Annotated in this window: 22 protein-coding genes; 10 read left to right on the forward strand and 12 right to left on the reverse strand. The window is 65.7% G+C overall.

Translation table 11 applies throughout. From position 1 onward, the window contains the following. Together ABZW74_RS03390 and ABZW74_RS03395 are read right to left on the reverse strand one after the other, a co-directional pair. A partial coding sequence (locus ABZW74_RS03390; RefSeq protein ID WP_355274040.1) for a maleylpyruvate isomerase N-terminal domain-containing protein occupies window positions 1–146 on the reverse strand: 146 nt, incomplete at its 3' end. Window positions 147–395: 249 nt separating this feature from the next. After that, entirely contained in the window at window positions 396–1,307 is a 912-nt protein-coding gene (locus ABZW74_RS03395) for a PaaI family thioesterase (protein WP_355273881.1), read from the reverse strand. Window positions 1,308–1,421: 114 nt separating this feature from the next. Between ABZW74_RS03395 and ABZW74_RS03400 the strand changes: the two genes are divergently transcribed. The 5 genes from ABZW74_RS03400 to ABZW74_RS03420 all read left to right on the forward strand — a co-directional run bounded on the left by ABZW74_RS03400 (window position 1,422) and on the right by ABZW74_RS03420 (window position 6,702). Then, window positions 1,422–1,904: a hypothetical protein gene (locus tag ABZW74_RS03400; RefSeq protein ID WP_240860773.1), complete on the forward strand. Its 483-nt coding sequence runs from the start codon at window positions 1,422–1,424 to the stop codon at window positions 1,902–1,904. A gap of 68 nt (window positions 1,905–1,972) precedes the next feature. After that, a complete protein-coding gene (gene fadD1, locus ABZW74_RS03405; protein WP_240860772.1) occupies window positions 1,973–3,568 on the forward strand; it encodes a fatty-acid--CoA ligase FadD1 in 1,596 nt (531 codons plus the stop codon). 1 nt (window position 3,569) lies between these two features. After that, window positions 3,570–4,655, forward strand: coding sequence for a TIGR03857 family LLM class F420-dependent oxidoreductase (locus ABZW74_RS03410; protein ID WP_355273886.1), 1,086 nt, complete (start codon window positions 3,570–3,572; stop codon window positions 4,653–4,655). Continuing rightward, window positions 4,652–5,689, forward strand: coding sequence for a phosphotransferase (locus ABZW74_RS03415; RefSeq protein WP_355273889.1), 1,038 nt, complete (start codon window positions 4,652–4,654; stop codon window positions 5,687–5,689). Before ABZW74_RS03410 ends, ABZW74_RS03415 begins: the two co-directional genes overlap by 4 nt. Next, entirely contained in the window at window positions 5,686–6,702 is a 1,017-nt protein-coding gene (locus ABZW74_RS03420; RefSeq protein WP_355273892.1) for an NAD-dependent epimerase/dehydratase family protein, read from the forward strand. The genes ABZW74_RS03415 and ABZW74_RS03420 overlap by 4 nt, the downstream gene beginning before the upstream one ends. 191 nt (window positions 6,703–6,893) lie before the next feature. Here the strand turns inward: ABZW74_RS03420 and ABZW74_RS03425 are convergent, their stop codons facing one another. From ABZW74_RS03425 to ABZW74_RS03460, 8 genes are read right to left on the reverse strand one after another with little or no spacing between them, the layout of a single operon-like run. Next, window positions 6,894–7,787 carry an SDR family oxidoreductase gene (locus ABZW74_RS03425; RefSeq protein ID WP_240860768.1) on the reverse strand — a complete coding sequence of 298 codons (894 nt, stop codon included), beginning with the start codon at window positions 7,785–7,787 and terminating at the stop codon, window positions 6,894–6,896. Next, a complete protein-coding gene (locus ABZW74_RS03430; RefSeq protein ID WP_355273896.1) occupies window positions 7,787–9,055 on the reverse strand; it encodes a hypothetical protein in 1,269 nt (422 codons plus the stop codon). Before ABZW74_RS03430 ends, ABZW74_RS03425 begins: the two co-directional genes overlap by 1 nt. Window positions 9,056–9,061: 6 nt before the next feature. Next, window positions 9,062–9,604, reverse strand: coding sequence for a nuclear transport factor 2 family protein (locus ABZW74_RS03435; RefSeq protein WP_240860764.1), 543 nt, complete (start codon window positions 9,602–9,604; stop codon window positions 9,062–9,064). A 12-nt stretch (window positions 9,605–9,616) separates the two neighbouring features. Next, a complete protein-coding gene (locus tag ABZW74_RS03440) occupies window positions 9,617–9,811 on the reverse strand; it encodes a ferredoxin (RefSeq protein ID WP_240860805.1) in 195 nt (64 codons plus the stop codon). Window positions 9,812–9,816: 5 nt separating this feature from the next. Beyond that, window positions 9,817–11,187: a cytochrome P450 gene (locus ABZW74_RS03445; RefSeq protein WP_355273899.1), complete on the reverse strand. Its 1,371-nt coding sequence runs from the start codon at window positions 11,185–11,187 to the stop codon at window positions 9,817–9,819. Continuing rightward, window positions 11,184–12,011: an SDR family oxidoreductase gene (locus ABZW74_RS03450; RefSeq protein WP_240860759.1), complete on the reverse strand. Its 828-nt coding sequence runs from the start codon at window positions 12,009–12,011 to the stop codon at window positions 11,184–11,186. Before ABZW74_RS03450 ends, ABZW74_RS03445 begins: the two co-directional genes overlap by 4 nt. Continuing rightward, entirely contained in the window at window positions 12,011–13,255 is a 1,245-nt protein-coding gene (locus tag ABZW74_RS03455) for a cytochrome P450 (protein ID WP_240860757.1), read from the reverse strand. Before ABZW74_RS03455 ends, ABZW74_RS03450 begins: the two co-directional genes overlap by 1 nt. Then, window positions 13,255–13,836, reverse strand: a complete 582-nt coding sequence (locus ABZW74_RS03460; RefSeq protein ID WP_240860755.1) for a TetR/AcrR family transcriptional regulator — start codon at window positions 13,834–13,836, stop codon at window positions 13,255–13,257. The genes ABZW74_RS03455 and ABZW74_RS03460 overlap by 1 nt, the downstream gene beginning before the upstream one ends. Before the next feature lie 81 nt (window positions 13,837–13,917). Between ABZW74_RS03460 and ABZW74_RS03465 the strand changes: the two genes are divergently transcribed. From ABZW74_RS03465 to ABZW74_RS03485, 5 genes are all read left to right on the forward strand, one after another. Further along, window positions 13,918–15,384 (forward strand): aldehyde dehydrogenase, encoded by a 1,467-nt coding sequence (locus ABZW74_RS03465; RefSeq protein WP_355273903.1) that lies wholly within the window; start codon window positions 13,918–13,920, stop codon window positions 15,382–15,384. Between the two features lie 99 nt (window positions 15,385–15,483). After that, window positions 15,484–16,221 (forward strand): SDR family oxidoreductase, encoded by a 738-nt coding sequence (locus tag ABZW74_RS03470; protein WP_240860750.1) that lies wholly within the window; start codon window positions 15,484–15,486, stop codon window positions 16,219–16,221. After that, entirely contained in the window at window positions 16,218–17,090 is an 873-nt protein-coding gene (locus tag ABZW74_RS03475) for an NAD(P)-dependent oxidoreductase (RefSeq protein WP_240860747.1), read from the forward strand. Before ABZW74_RS03470 ends, ABZW74_RS03475 begins: the two co-directional genes overlap by 4 nt. Next, window positions 17,087–17,494: a carboxymuconolactone decarboxylase family protein gene (locus ABZW74_RS03480; protein ID WP_240860745.1), complete on the forward strand. Its 408-nt coding sequence runs from the start codon at window positions 17,087–17,089 to the stop codon at window positions 17,492–17,494. The genes ABZW74_RS03475 and ABZW74_RS03480 overlap by 4 nt, the downstream gene beginning before the upstream one ends. 2 nt (window positions 17,495–17,496) lie before the next feature. Continuing rightward, window positions 17,497–18,825 (forward strand): alpha/beta hydrolase domain-containing protein, encoded by a 1,329-nt coding sequence (locus ABZW74_RS03485; protein WP_355274044.1) that lies wholly within the window; start codon window positions 17,497–17,499, stop codon window positions 18,823–18,825. 182 nt (window positions 18,826–19,007) lie between these two features. Here ABZW74_RS03485 and ABZW74_RS03490 read toward each other — a convergent pair whose 3' ends face one another. Together ABZW74_RS03490 and ABZW74_RS03495 are read right to left on the reverse strand one after the other, a co-directional pair. Next, a complete protein-coding gene (locus ABZW74_RS03490) occupies window positions 19,008–20,189 on the reverse strand; it encodes an alpha/beta hydrolase family protein (RefSeq protein WP_355273908.1) in 1,182 nt (393 codons plus the stop codon). Next, window positions 20,186–21,574 (reverse strand): wax ester/triacylglycerol synthase domain-containing protein, encoded by a 1,389-nt coding sequence (locus tag ABZW74_RS03495; protein WP_355274047.1) that lies wholly within the window; start codon window positions 21,572–21,574, stop codon window positions 20,186–20,188. The genes ABZW74_RS03490 and ABZW74_RS03495 overlap by 4 nt, the downstream gene beginning before the upstream one ends. Window positions 21,575–21,577: the final 3 nt, after the last annotated feature.

Here is a 21,577-nt window from a genome sequence, read left to right on the forward strand (position 1 = left end):
GCGAGGTGCGCGATCTGGTGTGCGATGGTCCACCGCGCCGCCGGCGTCGGCGTCGCCCACGCCTCAGGCGCGAGGTCGGCGACCAGCGCATCGAGTTGCTGCGATTCCGCCTCGAGATCGGCCACGAGCTCTTGCACGATCGACATGAGACCAGCGTCACACGGGGCGCCAGAAAAATCAAGCACGCATGATTGTTTTACAACCTGCGCCTTGCCCTTCCGCCGACTGACACCATCCGCTGGCTGAGGTGCGAGCCTGCGAGCCTCGAAGCCCCTGGTGCGCTGAAAATGTCCTCTCACCAGGCCCTTCGAGGCTCGTCGCTAGCGCTCCTCGCGCCTCAGGGAGCGGTGAAAGGGTCCGCGTTCACCTCAACACGCAGTGCGCAAGGTTAACGCTCAGCAGTAGTGGACGTCGGCCGTCCCGCGGCTGAGGAGCGCGCCGTCGTGCGAGGTCAGGGTGACTTCGAAGGAGCCGATGCGGCGGCCGAGTTTGATCGGCACCACCTCGGCGACCACATCCCCGCCGTGCACCGCTGGTGACCGGTAGAAGCCGACCGCGAGGTCGGCCAGCGTGTAGTCCTGGCCGGGGGCGGTGTGTGCTTGCCCGGCGAGCGAGGCCGCCTGGCCGACGATCGTCGCGATGACACCGCCGTGCATGGTGCCGAACATGTTGCCCATCCACGGTTCGGTCCGGACCCGAAGCCTGACAACCGTGTCGCGACCCTCGCCCTCGATCTCGACCGCCCCGTTCAGCAGTTCGACCAGCGGCCCGGGTGACCGCACACCCGACGCCAACTGCGTGACGATGTCGTGTCCCGGCAACGACGGCTCGATGGCGAGCGGCAGCAGTGCGCCGTGGGCATCGGCACAGTCCGGAATGTCGCCGCCTGCTTCGTCTTCGAGCGATGTCGGCAGCTCGGCGGATCGTCCGACGACGGTGTTGCGGGCGCTGCCGACGCAACACACCCGGCCGGTCGACGTGCGGATCTCGACGCGGGTGACGCCCCACTGGTCGTCGTGCGTGGCGAGGTCGGCACTGCACGACAGGCGGTCGCCGACGTCGATGTGGCCGAGTGCCGAGAGGGACAGACGGGCCTGGATCGTGAAGCCGCCCGACTTGAACTGCTCGAGCTGATAGGGGATGCCGCCGAGGTGGTCGAACAGGACGCCGAGAGCGGGCAATTCGATTCGCCCGCGATGGTCGGCGAAACGGGCGGTCAACTGCTGTTCGGCGATCGCGCCGGTGTCGCCGGCACGCTCGAGGTGGCCGACGTGGAAGGTGGCCAACGGCTCGCGGAGCGGACTCATGAGAGTTATCTATCAGGACGCGCGTCCACACCGAGAACCGAGGAGGTCTTGAGGAGATGCAGGCCACTCCAGTACCGTGAGCCTCAAGTGTGGCCAAAGTGACAGGAGATACAGATGAGACTCAGGGGATTCATCCTCGCCGGCGCGACCATGGCGGCCGGAGCGCTGACGATGTGCACGCTTCCGGTCGCGTCCGCAGCGCCGGATCGAACGTCGCCCAAGCCACCACCCATCGCCGCCCAACAGGTCCCGAACGCCGGCATCACGGTCTCCGACCGGGGGATCACCGACGTGTTCGCCGTCTCCCTGGGTGTCGCTCTGGCACCCCAGGGTGCGACTCGGATCGCGGCGGTTCCGCGCGCCGACAATGCGTGTCGTACCAATCTCAAGGACGCCCGGATGGCGGTCACCTGGCGAAACACCCGCACCGGCAAGATGGGCGACGAGGTGTTCCCAGTGTGTGCCGGCCCGCGTTCGATGCCCGGAGCCACGATCAAGACCGGGCTCGGACGGATCTCGTTCACCACCACGATCCTGGGCAAGCGCACGCAGACCTTCACGATCATTCCCGGTTCGGGGTCGTTCACTCGCCGGTGACCACCGCCGAGTAGACAATTTTCGAAATCTGTACACACGAATCGAGAACACGTTCTAGATTTGGCCGCATGGCCGACACAGTCACCCAGCTTCTCCATGCCCGCGCCGACGACGACAACCTCGCCATCACCTACGACGGCGGCACGTGGTCGTGGCGCGAGTACATCGCCGACGCCCAGCGCATGGCTGCAACCGTCCTTGCCGCTGCCGACACGGGTCGGCCGATGCATGTCGGCGTACTGCTGGGGAACACTCCGGACATGCTCATCGCCCTTGCCGCGGGAGCGCTCGGCGGCTATGTGACGGTCGGGGTCAACAACACCCGACGTGGCGACGGTCTCGCGGCCGACATCAAGCGCGCGGATTGTCAGATCCTGATCACCGACGCCGAGCATCGACCGCTGCTCGACGGCCTCGACCTGCCCGATGTCACGATCTTCGACACCTCGTCGTCGCAGTGGGCCGATCTGCTCGCCGATGCCACAGACCTGACGCCGCATTCGATACCGACGGCGACCGACACCTTCATGCTCATCTTCACGTCCGGCACCAGTGGCAACCCCAAGCCGGTTCAGTTCGCGCACATGATGATTCCGTTCGCCGGCCCGGTTCTGGTGGACAAGTACAGCGTCGGTCCCGGCGACGTCTGTTACCTGTCGATGCCACTGTTCCACTCGGCCGCACTCATGGGCGGCTACTGCGTCGCACTGTGCGGTGGCGCCGCGATGGCTCCCGCCAAGTTCTCCGCGTCGACCTTCCTGTCCGACATCCGGCGGTACAACGCCACCTACATGAACTACGTCGGCAAACCACTCGCCTACATCCTCGCCACGCCCGAGCAGGCCGACGACGCCGACAACTCGCTGCGGGTCGCATTCGGTAACGAGGCCACCGACCGCGACATCGACGAGTTCTCCCGGCGTTTCGGCTGCACCGTCTGGGACGGCTTCGGCTCAACCGAACTCGCCATCATCATCACCCGCGAACCGGGCACGCCGCACGGGTCGATCGGCAAGGGCTTCCCGAATGTCGCGGTGTACAACTCCGCGACCGGAATAGAGTGTCCGCGAGCAGAATTCGATGCCAACGGCGCTCTGGCGAATGCCGACGAGGCGATCGGCGAACTCGTCAACATCGACGGCGGCGGGATGTTCATGGGCTACTACAACGACGCCGGTGCGACGCAGGAACGCCTGCGCGACGGCAAGTACTGGTCCGGCGACCTCGCGTACAAGGATGCCGACGACTGGATCTATCTCGCCGGACGTACCGGCGACTGGATGCGCGTCGACGGCGAGAACCTGGCCGCCGGCCCGATCGAGCGAATCCTGTTGCGTATCCCCGAGATCAACCGTGTGGCCGTGTACGCTGTCCCCGACGAGCACGTCGGCGACGCGATCATGGCTGCGGTGGTCCTGCAGGACGACGCCGACTTCGATCCGGACCACTTCGCCGCGCAACTCGCCGACCAGGCCGACCTGTCCCCCAAGGCGTGGCCGCGCTTTGTCCGCATCGCCGACGACCTCCCCACCACCGCGACCAACAAGATCCTCAAACGTGCGTTGAAGACCGAGGGCGTCACCGCGGGCGACGGCACCCTGTGGGTCCGCGAACCCCGTTCGCGCACTTACCGTTCGGCGGTCACTGCCGGCAATCCGGCCTGACATGACCGGACCTCTGGCCGAACTGGGCTACTACGCACTCTCCCGCCACCCGGTGACCCCGGCCGAGCTCGTCGCCGAAGCGCGCATCGCCGACGAGATCGGACTGGGGACCGCGTTCGTCTCCGAACGGTTCAACATCAAGGATGCGCCGACGCTGTGTGGCGCGTTGGCAGCAGCGACAGATCGACTCGGAATCGCCACCGCGGCAACCAATCACAACACGCGACATCCCATCATCACCGCAACGATGGGCGCGACGATGGGTGAACTCTCGCAGGGGAGATTCGCGCTCGGCCTGGGCCGAGGCATCGCCGCGCAGTGGCAGATCCTCGGCATCCCCGACGTGACCGGTGCACAACTCTCCGACATGTCCGCGGTACTGCGTCGTTTGTGGTCTGGGGAGATGGTGATCGGGCACGACGGTCCGATCGGCTCCTACCCGCTACTGCACCTCGGGGTGAAGCTCGACGCCCCACCGCCGATCATGCTGGTGACGATGAGTCGTCGAACCCTGGAGCTCGCCGGTCAGATGGCCGATGGCGTTGTGCTGCACACCTTTCTGAGCGCCGATGCGACTCGGCGCGCCGTGGGCCACGTCCGCGCCGCCGCGCAGCGAGCCGGGCGTGACCCCGCGTCGATCCGCATCTGGTCGGTCCTCGCCACCGCCACCGACGACCTCGACGAAAACGACCGGATGCGCCGGCTATACGGGCGGTTGGCGACCTATCTGCAGGGCTACCCGGGCCCGCTGATGGCCGCGAACGGTTGGTCGGATGCCGATCTCGAACGTGTCCGTGCCACCGCGGCTTTCACCAACGCCCGCGGACCGATCGACGCGACCGCGACCGTCGACGAGCTCGCGGAGCTGGCCGACGCCATCCCCGATGCCTGGGTGTCCGATTCGGCGATCGGCGACGCCCATGGTGCGGCACGATCCGTGGCTGCCCAATTCGATCTCGACGTCGACTCGGTGATCCTGCACGGCGCGACCCCGACCGAACTGACGCCGGTCGTCGACGCTTACCGGCAGATCCGACCGGAGACGACGCGAAAACTGCCCACGAATCCCGGAAGGATGACTCCGTGAGCGCGATACCCACCGCCGCAGACGATCTCACCGCCGAGCGGCTCACCGACATCCTGCGCAGCGCCGACCATGACGCCGAAGTCACGTCGGTCTCGGCCGAACCGGTGGGCACTGGGCAGATGGCCGGGTCGTATCGGATCCGCCTGACCTACGCCGAGGCCTCCCCCACGCTGCCCGACACCATGATCGCCAAGATGGCCACCGGGCCACAAGATCAGCGTGACTTCGCCTGTGGAGCATTCCGCAACGAGGTCGGATTCTACCAGGACCTCGCGAGCACCTTTCGGGTGCCGGTGCCACGGCACTTCGGTTCGGTCATCTCACCTACCGGCGCCGAGTTCGTGCTGTTGCTTGAAGACATGGCCGACGCGCGTCAGGGCGATCAGATCGCCGGATGCACACCGGCGCAGGCGGAATCGGTGGCGATCGCGGCCGCCGTCCTCCACGGCCCACGATGGAACGACGCCGACCTCATCGACCGTTTCCCACTGCCCACCGACGACGACCGGGCACTCATGGAGTCCGTGCTCGAACCGATGGCCCAGGTCTACCGCGACCGATTCGCACCGGTCGGCATCGACGACGGCGCAGTGGAGTGGCTGGTGGCGCAGGCGGGCGACTGGCTGGTCACACCGCAACGCAGCGTCGCCCTCGTCCACGGCGACCTGCGCATCGACAACGTCCTGTTCGGCGCCGACGACACCGTCACCATCATCGACTGGCAGACCATCGTTTCCGGTAACCCACTGCGCGACATAGCCTTTCTCTTGAGCACGAGCCTCACGGTCGACGATCGACGTGCGCACGAACGCCGGATCGTCGCCGCATACCATGACGCGCTCCTGTCACACGGGGTGTCGGGATACTCGCCCGAGGAATGCTGGGACGACTACGTCGCCAACCTCATCCAGGGACCGCTGATCGTGGTATTCGGCTCTGCGGCAGCCCAACCGACCCCGCGCGGCGACACGATGTTCGAGACAATGCTGCATCGCAGCGCAACGGCGATCGACGACCTGGTGGCGAGCCGATGAAGCTCGTCATCGGTGGCAACGGATTTCTCGGGTCGCATCTGGTCCGACAGTTGTTGGCTGACGGTTCCGACGTCCGCGTGTTCACGAGGCCGACAAGCGATCTGCGCGGACTCGCGGATCTCGACTTCGAGCACGTGACCGGCGATCTGTTCGACACCTCCTCGATCAGGAGCGCAATGCAGGGCTGCCGCACTGTCTTCTACTGCGCGGTCGATACCCGAGCATGGCTCTCGGACCCGGCTCCGCTGTTCCGCACCAACGTCGAGGCCATTCGCAACGTTCTCGACGTGGCCACCACATCCGGACTCGATTCCTTCACCTATACGAGCACCATGGCGACGATCGGTCGTCATCCCGGCCGGATCGTCGATGAGACAGACGACTTCAACTGGGACGACTCCGCGACCGACTACGTCAGATCGCGCGTTGCCGGCGAACGGCTGGCCCTCGGCTATGCCCACGACGGCCGAGTTCCGGTCGTGGCAGCATGTGTCTCCAACACCTATGGCTCAGGCGACTGGCAGCCCACTCCACACGGGTCATTCGTGGCGGCGGCCGCATTGGGCAAGATGCCCTTCGGAGTTCGTGGCATGAAGGCCGAGGCCGTCGCCGTGGACGACGCCGCCACGGCGTTGACTTCCGCCGCCGATCGGGGACGACCGGGCGAACGCTACATCGTGTCCGAGCGTTTCATCGATCTCGGCGAGGTGATCACCACCGCAGCTCGAGCGGCCGACGTACCCCCACCGCGCCTCGTGCTGGGCAAGGCCGCGTTGTACGGAGCCGGCGCGGTCGGCACCGCCCGCGCTCGGATCACCGGCCGCTCGCAGCGCCTGAAGATCGACACCGTCCGGTTGATGCACCACATGTCGCAGATGAGCCACGCGAAGGCTGAGACCGAACTGGACTGGCACCCACGCCCGGTCACCGACGCCATCGCCGATGGTGCCCGATTCTGGCTGGAGCGCAAGCGCAACCGTACTGAGGCCAAGGAGTCGCCTTCCGCCGGCTGAGGCGTTGCCCTGAGGAGCGAGCTTGCGAGCGGCTTTTCTACCGATGGCTGAGGTGCGAGCGAAGCGAGCCTCGAAGCCCCCCTGGTGAGATGACATTCGTTGTCTCACCAGCCCTTCGAGGCTCTCGGCTGGCGCCTCGAGCACCTCAGGGAGCGGAAGGAGTCGGTTGTGCGATGCCTGATCGACGCACGTCACCCGAGCAACTCGGCCAGTTCCTCGAGGCTGTACGGCGCGCTGTCCTGGTGGTCGCGGTAGGCGACGAAGCTGGCCTGTTGCGGTTCGAATCTGCCGATGAATCCGCCTGATGCGCTGAAGATCTGGCCGGAGATGTGGTCGGCCGCGTCGCCGGCAAGGAAGGTGTACAGCGGTGCGACGTACTCGGGCGGTGCCGGGTCGAGCGCGGCGTCACGAGTGAGTTCGTCGAGGATGCCTCGCTCGTGCAGACTCTCGATGTGGCGCACGTAATCGTCGCCACTGGACAATCGCGATTTCGCCCCCGGCATCACGACATTGATCCGCACCCCGTGTGGTGCGAGGTCGGAGTTGGCCGCGAGCGCCAATGCGTTCACGCCACCCTTGGCCGCCGGATAGCCACTGCCGCCGAATAATCCGAGGGAAGCGGCCGATCCGGTGAGCACGATGGACCCCGACCGTTGTTCGGCGAACACCCGGCCCGCTGCCTGCGTGATGTGGAAGGCGCTCATCAGGTGGGCGTCGATCTGCTCGCGGAAGTCTGCGGTGTCGATGGTGAGGATCGTCGATCCGGCCGGTTCGGCAATGCCGGCACAGTTGATGGCGATGTCGAGCGCCCCGAACTCCGAGAGCGCGGTGTCGACCATCTGTTGTGCGACACCGTCATCGCCCGCGGATCCGCAGACCCCGACCGCATACCCGCCACCACCGCGGATCTCGGCCACCGTGTCGTCGACCGCACTCTTGTCCCGGCCGTTGACGACCAGCGAAACACCCTGCCCCGACAGCGCATACGCGACGGCCAGACCGATCCCGCGGGTGGCGCCGGACACGATGGCCACCCGCCCGGACAGTCGGGCGGTCACCGGTGGTCTCCCCTCACCGCCCGGCATCAGGCCGAACTGCCCACGGGCGTGATGGGTATCGACCGTCCACGATCGGTGAACTCGAACGTCGAGCCGGAACTGAAACGTGCGATGGCCACCTCACCAGACTCCTTGTGCGCACGCTCCCCTACACGGAAGCGCACCTCGAGTCCGGCGTCGGTCTGCGTGGAGTCGGCGATCTCCCAGTGCTCGTCGACGGCGGTCGCGATCGCCTGCAGCGGTTCCAGATGGTCACTGTCGATCAGGCTGAGCCAGCCACCGTCGTCCACCGCGGCCGACGAAGACGGAATGGTGACCACCACGTCGTCGCCATCGGCCCGGACTGTGACACCCGTGTACTGAACGGGCCCGAGGCACGGATGCAGGGCTATGACCGACGCGAGACCGGCGGCGTCGCGCGGCAGATCCAGTGCCTGCCGTAGCCGGTCGGCGGCCAGGCCGGCGATCCCGGTGAGCTGCTTACCGTAGATCTCCCGCGCCTGTTCCTCGGTCTCGGCCTGGCGCCGAACACTCCACAGGAATCCGAGAGCCAGCAATTGATGTTGCAAGGCAACCTCTTCGGCGATCCGGACCAAGGCCGTATGCGACCACTCACGGAACTGGATGTCCTCGAACAACGGACCCCGGTAGTCGACGAAACCGTCCGTGGCCGACTCGTCGATCGGCGACAGGGCCACCGAACCCGCTTGGGTCGTGAACATGTCGACGGCGTCGGCCGGCAACGGCAGTTCGTCGCGATCCGGTTCTATGGTCACCGTCCACGCGCAGTGCGGATGTCGATCCGCCGGCCGCCGCGGCGGACGATGGATCGGGCGAATACGCGCACGACGGTTGGTCGCGATCGCGGTGGCGTCGAAGGTCGGGTCCTCGATGTCGTGACACATGGTGGTCACGTAGTCGTCGCCCATCGGCTCGACGTCCATCAGCGCGCCACAGTGATTCAGCACGAACGAGCCGTGGTAGCGGTCCTCGATCTCGTAGCGGAAATCCATGAACTGCGGCGGCGCACCGATGTCGAGCTGGAGGCATTTGAACATGTCCTCCACGCCGTCACCGTCGATACCCAGCGCCGCGCGCATGCGGTAGGTGTACACCGGGCTCGCGGCCATCCACTCCTCGATGGCCACCTGACCCATCACATCCCGTCCGAAGGCGCTGATGAGATGGGCCATGCCGCTGCGGTCGATCATCTGACCCGAGAGCAGGAGCTCGGGCACCAGGGTGGCGAGCTGAGGTTGACTCAGACCTGGGTAGGTCGGGGCTGTTTGAGTCACGTCAGGTCACCAGAACGCGACGGGCGCCTTGCCGAACGGATACCAGCCGGGCTGATCGCCGGTGGCCTTCTCGATCCGCTTGAGCATGCCGTCGCTCATCGCGTTGTTCTTCAGCATCTCGATGAACAGTGCCGATACGTTTCCATAGTCGAAAAAGTCTCGCTGCCACGAGAACTGGAAGTTGCCGCCGTACTTGAACCAGCTTCCCTGGATACCTTCGAGCGCGTATTGGGTTCCGTCCTCACGCTTGCCCTCGTACACCTGCTTCCACAGGCCGATCATGGATCCGGTCTGGTCGTCGATGACCCATTCCTGGTAGGGATACTCCCAACCTTCGAGGCCTTCCATTTCCTGGCCGAGTGCGATATCGCGGATCTCGTCCCGACCGACGGCCATGAAGTCCTTGTCCGGACCGTAGTTCCACCCGTAGGTGGCGTCCTCGGTGTAGAACTCCGCCAACGGTTTCCAGTCGCCGGCCTTCTCGGCCTCGATGTTGGCCGCGAGCCAGCGCTCTTTCATCTCTTCCAGTTCGGCACGATCAAAAGGCATTGTCACTCCACTTCATTCGTTCTCGATGATTCGCAAGGCCTGGGTCGGGCAGTAGTGCACGCCTGCCTCGACCTCCTCGCGCTGACTTTCGTCGGGATGGTCGTTGAGGATCTCCACGTGGTCGGAATGTGCCTCGAAGACGTCGGGGGCCTCCATCTCGCACATACCGTGTCCTTGGCAGATGTCGAGATCGACCTCGATGCGCATGGCCGTCATGCTCCTGCACCTGCGGGAGCGTCGGTACGACGACGATACTTCACGCGGCACGGCTGCTGGAGCTGAACGACCATCTTGGAGTGGTCGTTTCGGTAGGACTCCGACGGCTGGAGCATCTCGAACTCGTAGTTCTGGAAGAGCACCGAGAAGATCGCCTTGAGCTGCATGATCGCGAATTGTGCACCCACACAACGGTGCCGGCCGGCACCGAACGGAATCCACGTCCACCGGTTCACCAGATCCTCTTGGCGCGGCTTCACGTAACGGTCGGGATCGAAGGAGTCCGGATTCGGGAAGTCCTCGGGCAGCCGGTTGGACACCGCCGGCGAGACAGCGATGGTCTGGCCTGCCTTCACCTCGAAGTCCTCGATGTGAAAGTCGTGCTGTACCAAGCGCATCAGGATGATCAACGGAGGGTGCAGTCGCAGAGCCTCCTTGAGCGCGTTCTCGAGCAGCGGCATCTGCCTGGTGTGGGCAAACGTGTACTCCGGTCGTTCGCCGGCCGGTGTGTCACCGTAGATCTCGTCGAGTTCGTCGTAGACCCGCTTCATGTAGTCGGGGTTGCGCAGCAATTCGATCAGTGTCCACGCCGCCGTTCCCTGCGTGGTGTGATGGCCCGCGAACATCATCGAGATGAACATGCCGGTGATGGTGTTGGCATCGAACCCGACCTGGATCAGGATGTCCATCAGATCGCGATCTTCTTTGTCTTCAACAGGATTCGCGACCCGCTCGTCCATCACGCCCTGGATGAACTCGACGAGCTCGGCGCGCGCGGAATCGCGCTTGCGGAAGCTCTCGATGTCGGCGTGCATGTCGACATAGGCGATAGGGTCGGTGCCCTTCTCCAAGTCGTGGAACAGCTCGGACACATGCTTGTTGAGCTGTTCGCGGAACTTCCGGCCGATCAGGCAGGCCGACGACGTGTACAGAGTCAGCTCACCGAAGAACTCCAGCAGGTCGATCTCACCTTCGTCGCCCCAGCCGGCGATGATGCGTTCCACCTCGTTGGGGATGGTGACCGCGTGCTGCTTCATGTGCGGGCCCTTGAGGGCCGAGTTGTGAATCGCCTTGGACCGCTCCTCCGGGCTGGCGTCGAACACCACGCCCTCGCCGAACACCGGAGTCATGAACGGATAGGCGGCGGCCTGGTCGAGGTCTTCCTCGGGCGCACGGAAGAACTCCTCGTTGGCCAGCGCGCCGGAGACGAGGATTACTTCGCGGTCGGCGAGCTGGAACTGGCCGACGTCGCCGCATTCCTCCCGGACCCGCCAAAACAGCGAGATCGGGTCGGTCGCCAGCTCGTCGAGGTGGCCGTGTTCTCCGTCACCGCCGGAGACACGTTTGGGCTTGGTGAGTGCGGTCATGAGCCGGCTCCGTTCGGTGTTGTCGAATCCTGGGTTTTCTGTTCGCGTTTCGCTCGCGGAATGGCGCCTTCGGCCTCGACCTCGACGGAACGCATGTGCGCACCCCGGGGCATCGTGACCATCGCGGCAACGGCTTGCGCAATATGTTCGGGTGCAAGGAAATTGCCGTGCCGGGCCAGCCCGTGTTTGATCCAGTCGTTGAGCATGTCCTCGGTGTCCTTGGGGTCGAGGTTCATACCCATCCCGGTCAGGGTCTGACCCGGACGAACCACCCCCGCGCGCACTCCGGTGCCCTCGAGTTCGAGTTGGATGGTCGCGACCAGTCCGTCGATCCCCGACTTCGCGGCGACATACGCCGACGACCACGGACGCGGACGAATGGCGACGTCGGAACCGATGAACACGAAATCGCCACGCGTGCGGTCGATCATGCCACCGATCACGGCCCGGTAGATGCGGTAGGCGCCGGTGAGGTGGATGTTGATCTGCGCGGCGAATTCCTCGGGCAACGTGTCGTAGGAGAGGCCCACGGCCAGGTCGCCGGCGCCCGCCACCACGATCTCCAAGGAGCCGAGTGCGGCTTCCGCCTTGGCGACACAATCGAGCACGGACTGCTCGTCGGTCACGTCGAGCGGAACCGCCACTGCCTCACCACCGTTGGCGGTGATCTTGTCTGCCAACTCCTGCAGCTTCTCCACCCGACGGGCCGCCAGCGCAACCGGATATCCGGCTGCGGCAAGCCATTCGGCCGTCGCGGCGCCGATACCCGACGACGCGCCGGCGACCAGGACCGGACGACGGTCGGGATGAGGAATGTAGGCCATCAGCGCACCTGCACTTTCACCGGAAGCTCCGCAAACCCACGTACGTTCACCGAATGCACGCGCACCGCGTTCTCGATGTCGATGTCGACCGATTTGATTGTCTTGACCACCTCGGCGAGGCCGACGTTGGACTCAAGCCGGGCGAGATGCGCACCGAGGCAGAAGTGTGCGCCCATACCGAAACTCATCAGGGCCTGGCTGCAGTCCCGCCCGATCTGATAGCGGTCGGCGTCGGCACCGAAGACATCTTCATCGCGGTTGGCCGAGCCGACGAGCAGGAGCACACGATGCCCCTCGGGAATCACGAGATCGCCGTAGGGCGCATCCTGAACGACGCGTCGCAGCACCATCTGAGTCGAGTTATCATAGCGCAGCGTCTCCTCGGTCCAGTCCGGCACGAGAGCCTGATCGGCGAGCACCTTGGCGAGTTCATCGGGATTCTGCCAGCCCCAATACAGCGCGTTGGCAAGCAGTTTGGTGGTCGTCTCGTTCCCGGCCACCACCATCAGCACCATGAAGCCGACGATCTCGTCCTCGGTCAGCTTGGTGTTCTCGCCGGTCTCGTCGTCCTTGATCTCGGCCTCGATCAGCGCCGACACCAGATCCTCGCCCGGGTTCTTGCGCCGGTCGGCAATCAGCGCCGAATAGTACTTGTGCAGTTCGAGATACGCATAGATCGCGGCTTCCGGGATGTCGAGGACACCCTCTTCGCGGTGTAGCAACAGATCCGACTGGTGCCGTAGATGCGCGCGGTCGGCAACCGGCACTCCGAGCAACTCCGAGACCACATCCATCGGCAGCAGACCGGCAAAGTCTGCGACGTAGTCGAACTCGCCCTTCTCGAGGCAGATATTCCAATGCTGCTGCGTCAGTTGCTCGATGCGTTCGGAGAGCTCGTTGACGCGGCGCGGCGTGAACCCCTTGGACACCAGCTTGCGAATACGCATGTGCTTGGGATCGTCCATCGCGAGAAACGACATCGACTTGTGTGCGTCGGGACCGTAGGACGACGGATCCATCGACACGCCCCAGCTGTTCGACAGGCGCACCGTGTCGCGGAAACCGGCCCGCACATCTTCGTGGCGCGCCAACGCCCAGAAGTCCATGTCGGCGTTGTAGTACACCGGCGCTTCGTTGCGTAGCCGAAGGTAGGTCGGATACGGATCCTCGTGGAAGTCATAGGCATAGGGATCGAACGGGAGGCGTTTCTCCATCCCGTCGGTCCCGAGGGTGATCTCGGTCATCACTTCTCCATCAGTAGATGTGCGGCTGCGACAAGACGTTCGGAAGTCTGCTCGTAGGTCATGTGCCCCATGCCGGCGTGCACGAGGCCGCCGGCGTAGATCATTTCCAGCGCGTCGAGCAGCGGGCCAGGATTCTCCGGGTCCACTTCGAGTGCTTCGGCCAGCCGTACGCGGATGAACCCACCGATGCGGAGGCGCAGGTGCTCGACGTCGGGGTCGGTGCCCAGCAGCGCCATGGTCACCGCACCGCCGAGTTGCCCTTCGCCGGCCACCACCATCGACACCTCGCGCAGCACCTGCGCGACGCGCTCGGTATGGGTCGCGGTGGGGTCCGGCTCGGAGACCCCGGCAGACAGTCGGCGCCAGAACACCTCCGCCACCAGGTGGCTCTTCGACGAGAAGTAGGTGTAGGCGGTCGCGGGCGCCACCCCGGCCAACTTGGCCACCGACCGGACGGTGAGTCCGTCGAATCCGTCCTGGTTGAGGATGTCGACGGCTGCATCGGTGAGCTTGGTGACCGTCTCCGCCTGCTGCTGTGTCAGGCGCCGACGAGTGGATTCCTGAGATACGGGACTGGACATGTGAGTGAGGCTACACTAGGTTTGATCACGAGTCCAGACACCTGTCCAGATGGTAGTTCAGTCATTATGGGAGCCCAGACCATGGCACTACGCCCCGCATCCGCGTCGGATCTGTTGATCGACGGCAAACTAACCCCAGGCCAGGGTGGTGTCTTCGACATCGTCAACCCGGCAACCGAAGAGGTCATCGGCCAGGCCGCAGACGGCACCGCCGACGACATGTCCGCGGCGATCGCCGCAGCACGCAACGCCTTCGACAACACCGACTGGTCGCGCGATCACGCGCTGCGTGCGCGGTGCCTCCGCCAGTTGCGCGACGCCCTGCTCGGGCACGCCGACGAGTTCCGGGCGCTGGCCACCGAGGAGATCGGGTGCCCGGCCTTCCTCACCGGTGGGCCGCAGTTCGAGGGTCCCGTCAACGATCTGGGCTACTTCGCCGATCTCGCCGACAACTTCGCCTGGACCGAGGACCTCGGCAACGCCAAGCCGATGGGCCTGAAGAATCATCGCGAGATCCGACGCGAGGCCGTGGGGGTCGTCGGTGCGATCACCCCGTGGAACTTTCCTCATCAGATCAACTTCGCCAAGATCGGTCCGGCACTGGCCGCCGGCTGCACCGTGGTGCTCAAACCCGCACCCGACACCCCGTGGGCCGCCGCTCTCGTCGGCAAGGTGATCGCCGAGGAGACCGACTTCCCGCCCGGCGTCATCAACATCGTGACCTCCAGCGACCACGCCGTCGGCGCACAGTTGTCGACCGATCCCCGAGTGGACATCGTGTCCTTCACCGGGTCGACGGCGACGGGCAAGAAGGTGATGGCCGCCGCGTCGGAGTCACTGAAGAAGGTCTTCCTGGAACTCGGCGGCAAGTCGGCGTTCATCGTCCTCGACGACGCCGATCTCGGCGGGGCCTGCGCGATGGCCGCCTTCGCGGTGGTCACCCATGCCGGCCAGGGCTGCGCGATCACCACGCGTCTGGTGGTTCCGCGCGAGAAGCTCGACGACGCCATCACGGCAACCCGAGATGCCCTGGCGGGCTTGCCTGCCGGTGATCCCACCGACGGCGGCACCATCTGCGGTCCGCTGATCTCCGCGGTCCAGCGCGAGCGCGTCGAGTCCTACATCGCGCTCGCGAAGGAAGAGGGCGGCACCATCGAGATCGGCGGCGGCCGTCCCGCCGACAAGGAGAAGGGATTCTTCGTCGAGCCCACTCTGATCTCGGGTCTCGACAACTCCGCGCGCGTCGCCCAGGAGGAGATCTTCGGGCCGGTGCTGGTGATCATCCCCCACGACGGCGACGACGACGCGATCCGCATCGCCAACGACTCCCCCTACGGACTATCAGGCATGGTCTACGGCACCGACGAAGACCGAATCAACAAGGTGGTCAACGGTGTTCGCACCGGGACCATGGGCATCAACGGCGGCATCTGGTACTCGGCCGACGTCCCGTTCGGCGGCTACAAGCAATCCGGCATCGGCCGCGAGATGGGTGTCGCCGGTTTCGAGGAATACCTCGAGACCAAGGCCGTCGCCCGCCCCGCTTAGCAATCACCCCACCCACCACGCTGGTCGAGCCGACACCGAGCCCCTGGGCGAGGCGTCGCGTCGAGACCACCACGCAACCCCACAACAAGAAAGCACTCCATGACCACAGGACGTTTCGAGAACAAGACCATCATCGTGACCGGTGCCGCCGGTGGGATCGGTGAGGCCTACGCGCGTGGGCTGGCCGACGAGGGCGCCAACGTCGTCGTCGCCGATCTGGCCGACGAGAAGGGCAAGCAGGTGGCTGCCGACATCGGTGGGCTCTATGTCAGTACCGATGTCTCCGACGAGGCTTCCGCGCAGGCGCTTGCGACGGCAACGGTCGACACGTACGGCACCATCCACGGTCTGGTGAACAACGCCGCCATCTACGGCGGCATGAAGCTCGACTTCCTCATCACGGTGCCGTGGGACTACTACAAGAAGTTCATGAGCGTGAACCTCGACGGTGCACTCAACGTGACCCGCGCGATCTACCCGCACATGAAGGATGGCGGCGCCATCGTCAACCAGTCTTCCACTGCTGCTTGGCTGTACAGCGGTTTCTACGGTCTGGCGAAGGTGGGTATCAACGGACTCACCCAGCAGCTCGCCACCGAACTGGGCGGACAGAACATCCGGGTCAACGCCATCGCACCGGGGCCGATCGACACCGAGGCCACCCGGACCACCACCCCCAAGGAGATGGTCCAGGACATCGTGAACGGTTTGCCGCTCAAGCGTTTCGGACAGCCCGAAGATCTGGTGGGCATGTGCAAGTTCCTGCTCTCGGATGAGGCCAACTGGATCACTGGCCAGATCTTCAACGTCGACGGCGGCCAGGTCATCCGGTCATGAGCGACCTTCGTCTCGGCTACGTCGGGCTCGGCAACATCGGTGGACCGATGGCAGGCCGGCTGGCCAAGTGGTCCGGCGGTCTCGCGGTGTTCGACCTCGCACCCGACGCCGTCGCCAAGGTGGTGGATCAAGGTGCCCGCGCGGTGGATTCGCTGGCCGAGTTGGCCGCCGACTCGGACATCGTCGGGATCTGCGTCGTCAACGACGAACAGGTCCGTACGGTCGTCGCGGGAGAAGGTGGGCTCCTCGACTCGGCGAAGCCCGGCACCATCATCACCGTGCATTCGACGATCTCCCCCGACACCGCAACTGACTTGGCCGCAACCTGTGCGGGCAAGGGCGTCGTGCTGCTCGACGCACCGATCTCGGGTGGCGCACCGGGCGCCGAGCAGGGACGGCTTGCGATCATGGTCGGGGGCGACCGCGAGTCCTATCTCAAGCTCAAGGAACCGTTCTCGCTGGCGGCCGAGATGATCGTGCACGCCGGTGAGGAGGTTGGCGCCGGGACCAAGATGAAGCTCGCCCGCAACCTCCTGCATTTCATCTCGTTCACCGCGACCACCGAGGCGGCGCGGCTGGCCGAGGCGGCCGGCATCGACATCGCCAAGCTGGGCAAGGTGGTTCGCCACACCGACGCCATCACCGGCGGCGCCGGGGCAATCATGTTGCGCGACAGCACCGCACCGATCGCCGACGACGACTTCTGGTACGGCGTGTTCACCCATGTCCGCGCGCTGGGTGAGAAGGATCTGTCCCTGGCGCTGGAACTCGGCGATAAGCTCGACGTGGAACTCCCCCTCGGCGCGATCGCCCTGCGCGATCTCGCCGCGGGACTCGGAGTGCCACACAAGGAAGGAGATCCGTCATGACGTCAGGAACGGCAGTCGGGGGCGAAGGTACCGAACAGCGCAAGCGGGGCGTCGACATGATGTCGAAGGTCTATGGCTGGGAGATGTCCGACGGTCCCGGATTGCATTTCGCGCACACCGCCGACCAGTTGTTCGCCGAGGTGTGGACCCGCGAGGGTCTGTCGATGCGCGATCGGCGTCTACTCCTTCTCGGAGCGCTTGCCGCAGGCGGTCAGGTCGATGTCGCCGAGATCCAGGCGGGCGCAGCCCTGGGCAATGAGGAGCTCACCCCCGAGCAACTCGAGGAGATCGCCCTGTTCCTCTGCTACTACGTGGGATGGCCCACCGGAACCAAGATGAACATGATGTTCGGCGAGGTCATCAAGAAGCACCGTAAGGCGCAGGCCCGCGAAGCACAGGGGTGACGGTGCTGTTTCGAGAATTGGCCGGCGGCAACGGGTGTTCGCTCCTGAGCGCCACCCCCGGACCGGACCTCGATGCCCACGGTTACGTCGAGACCGAGTATGCGGTCAACGGCATCGTCCGTGGGGTCACGGCGAACGGCGACGCCGATCCCGCCGAGTTCGTGACCCGAATCCTCGTTCGACGCCCCGTATCGGCCGAAAGCTTCAACGGCACGCTCGTCGTCGAATGGCTCAACGTGAGCAGCGGAAACGATGCGGCACCCGAATACACCTATCTCGCAGAGGAACTCGTTCGCGGCGGCTTCGCGTGGGTCGGGGTGTCGGCGCAGTACACCGGCATCGAGGGTGGCGCGGGTTCGGTCGGTGATCTCGGGCAACCGGGCCCACAGAGTCTCGCTGCCAAGGACTCCGCGCGCTACGGCATGCTGCGGCACCCTGGCGACGCCTATTGCTTCGACATCTTCGGCGCCATCGGCGAGGTGCTGGGTCTGCCCTCCGACGACGCGCACCCACTGGCCGGGTTGTCGGTGACACGCACGCTGGCCGTGGGTGAATCGCAGTCCGCGATGGCGTTGACCACCTACGTCAACCGATTCGCCGGCGACCATCAGGTATACGACGGCTACCTCATCCACAGCCGCTCGGTGTCGGGGTTACCACTCGGCGAGGTGGGTGCGCCGAGCGACATCGAATTGGCCTTCACCGGCGAACCCGCTCCGGTCCGCGACGACCTCGCGGTACCGGTGTTCACGGTGCAGACCGAGACGGATCTGCTCACCAACTTCCGCTATCACTGTGCCCGGCAACCGGATACCGATCGGGTACGCACCTGGGAGGTCGCGGGTGCGGCGCACGCGGATCTGCATCAGATCGGCCCGTACGAGGAGATGCTCGGCTGCCCGACTCCGGTCAACCGTGGTCAGCAGCGTTTCGTGTTGCGTGCGGCGCTACGTCATCTGCACGGCTGGGTCGCCGACGGCACCACACCGCCGGCAGGCGAGCCACTCACCCTCGAGCACTCCCCCGACGCCGAACCCGTCTTTGTGACCGACGAGATCGGTAATGTTGTCGGCGGGGTTCGCACGCCGTGTGTCGATGCGCCCACCCAGGTCTTGAGCGGCGTGGTGGCAGACCCGGTGTCCCGGATCTGTCTGCTCTTCGGTTCCACCACAACGGTTCCCAGCGACCTGCTGGCCGCCCGGTACGGCACCCGCGACAAATATGACCGTCACTACCGCGACGCCACCGAAGCCGCCATCGCCGGCGGGTTCGTCCTCGCCGACGACCGCGACGAGATCCTCGCCGACGCGAATCCGGATCTCGTGCCCTGAGCCATCACTCACCCCGTCGCGCGCCGCAACCCCACCGCTCCCTGAGGTGCTCGAGGCGCTAGCCGAGAGCCTCGAAGGGATGGTGAGACAAACGAATTCGGCGACCAACGAGCGAACGTCACCAAGCCTTCGAGGCTCGTCGCTAGCGCTCCTCGCACCTCAGGCAGCGGAAGGGTGGCACCTCACCAGGCCCTTCGAGGCTCGCAAGCTCGCACCTCAGGGACCGGAGGGACATCGGCTTGATCAGCGAGAAACGCATCGGTCGCTCGCCGGATGTCACCGGAGATGGCGTGTCCGACATGACTTCCCGGGTACCAGTGCACGTGTCCACCCCAGTGGTCGTACAGGCGTTGCGCGGCGGTCACCGACGTCACGCGATCGTTGAGCGCGGCGACCACCATCCGACGGCCCGGCGCCGCAAAGGGTTCCACCGACAGTGGGTCGATGACCGACGAGACGGCGCGCACCGCGTCGGAGTTCATGAGTCGCGCGAGCGCCTTGCCCTTGGATCCGCCGCGGGCCATGTGGTGGGCCAGAGTGGCGTGCATGTCGAGCATCGGCACGACCGCGAGCACCGAGCTGACCCGCGGATCGAGCGAAGCGACCAGCGACGCGATGGGGCCGCCCAGTGAGGTTCCGGCAATGGTGATGTCGGCCGGATCGTGCGTGTCGATCCACGTGATCAGCGAACGGATCTCGGCGACTGCGCGCATCGTCATCACCACGTTGCGCAGCGGATCGAATCCGGGGTAGGCAACCTGCTCGACGCGCCGCGAACCGTGCGCGGGCAGCACCGGGAACACGACGTCATAGCCGAGGTTCTTGTGCAGGTGCGCAGCACGGAAGGCGTACAGGTCGTCGGCGCGGCCCTGCGCGGCGCCGTGCACCCAGATCAGCCAGCGTCGTCCGCTGCGGCCCCGGGTCAGCACGCGCACCGAGGCCACCCCATCACGGTAGGGGTCCACTCCGGCGACAGACGACGGAACGGCCGCGTCGACCCGGTAGTCGATGTGATGAAAACCCGTGGTGCCGAACACTCGTCGACGCCGCGACAAGATCCGCGGCACAGTCGGCTCGGTGTTCATCCCGACCGTGCCCGCGGCGGCGAAGTCGTCGGCGACCGCCTCGCAGCGCTGTACCGCATCCTCGACATCGGACAGCGCCGGGATGTCGCGGATCACCGAGTTGACCGCGATGAAGAATTCGTCGATGGCGGTCTCGCCGACCGCGCGCGGCCCGCATCCTGCCGGCGGGATACCAGCCGGCGCATCGCCCTGACCGGCGTTGCGGGCGCTGCCCACTGCACGGGGCAGCACGCCGGCGAAGAGGCCGACGCGGGCGAACGCGGACTCCCAGTCGGTCACCCGACGTCCTGCGTTGCGACCGGTTCACGATCGCCGATGCCGAGCGCGGTTTCCACCTCGGCCAGTGACTCTCGGACGCGGTCGATGAACGCGGCGGGTTCGGGCATGGATTCCGGAGTGGCGATCAGCCCCATCGAGATTCGGCCCGCATAGCTGTAGGCGGTCAGATTCACGTCGGCCGGGGCGATCGCCAACGCGAAGGAGATCCAGTCGACGACCTCGATGTCGCCGACCCACCGTGTCTCACGGGGTCCCGGCATGTTGGCGGTGGTGATGTTGTTCATCACCAGCGGAGCCCGGTGCGCGGCGACCGCGCGGAACACCGGCCCGAGTCGTCCGGTGTAGGTGGCGACCTTGGCGGTCAGGTCGAATCCCAGGTCTCGCCGACGACGCACGGTTGCCTCGCAGCTCGCGGCGGTCTCGACCACCCGCTCGACGGGATCGGCCAGATCGGTACGGAGATAGGCTGCGGCCGTGGCGATCTCATTGCCTTCGGTTCGGGTGGACGCGAGATCCTTGCACACGCCGAAGACGGTGACCGAGATTCCCGGTTCCTCACCGCGGGCCAGCAGTTCGGCACGCTTGGCGCCTGCGATGATTCCGTGCAGCGCACCGTTCACCGTGGTGTCGGTGGCCAGCGCAACGCGTTGCACCGATGCCAGGGGGATGTCGCCACTGGCACACACCCGCTGCGCCCCGCTGCGCGCGTTGAAGCTGTTGCGTCGCACGGTCAGTGGTTTCGGGATGCGGCCACGGCCCGTGGCGTTCCGTTTGACGTGCGCGGCACGAGCGAAGTCGCCGACGACCGTCGGCACCCCGCGCAGCAGCTTCCACGACTCGGATCGGGCCGCTCGAAACAGTCCACGCGCGTCGTGCCCGCTGTTCAGCGAGCCGATCGGGGCCGGCGTCACCTGTTGACCCGGCAGGCTGGTTGCCGCCATGAACGTGTTGAGGGCGGCCAACCCGTCGGCCACCGCATGATGCACCCGGATCACCACGGCCTGCCGACCGTCGGCGAGGCCGTGCACGAGCGTGAGTGCCCAGAGCGGTTGTGTGCGATCGAGTTTGCGGACGGCGAGGTCGGCGAGCACCGCGTCGAGTTCGTTCCGCCCGCCGGGGGCCTCGAGAACCATCTCGTCGAGGTGTGCGTCGATGTCGAAGTCCTTGTCGCGCACCCAGAACGGACGCGCGCCATAACCCGAGAGATACTCGAGACGCTGCGTCGCACGCGGGAATCTGCCCAGATAACCAGGCAACACCTCGCGCAGTTCGGCAAGAGTCACGACACGACCGCGACGCGAGGTGTCGAGCACCGCGACCTTGAGCGTGTGCATCGGCGTGCTCGGCGTCTCCATGTTCAGCATGAGGGCGTCGGGGCCCGTCATCCG

The sequence above is a fragment of the Gordonia sp. NPDC003585 genome (assembly GCF_040610755.1).
Taxonomy (GTDB): Bacteria; Actinomycetota; Actinomycetes; order Mycobacteriales; family Mycobacteriaceae; genus Gordonia.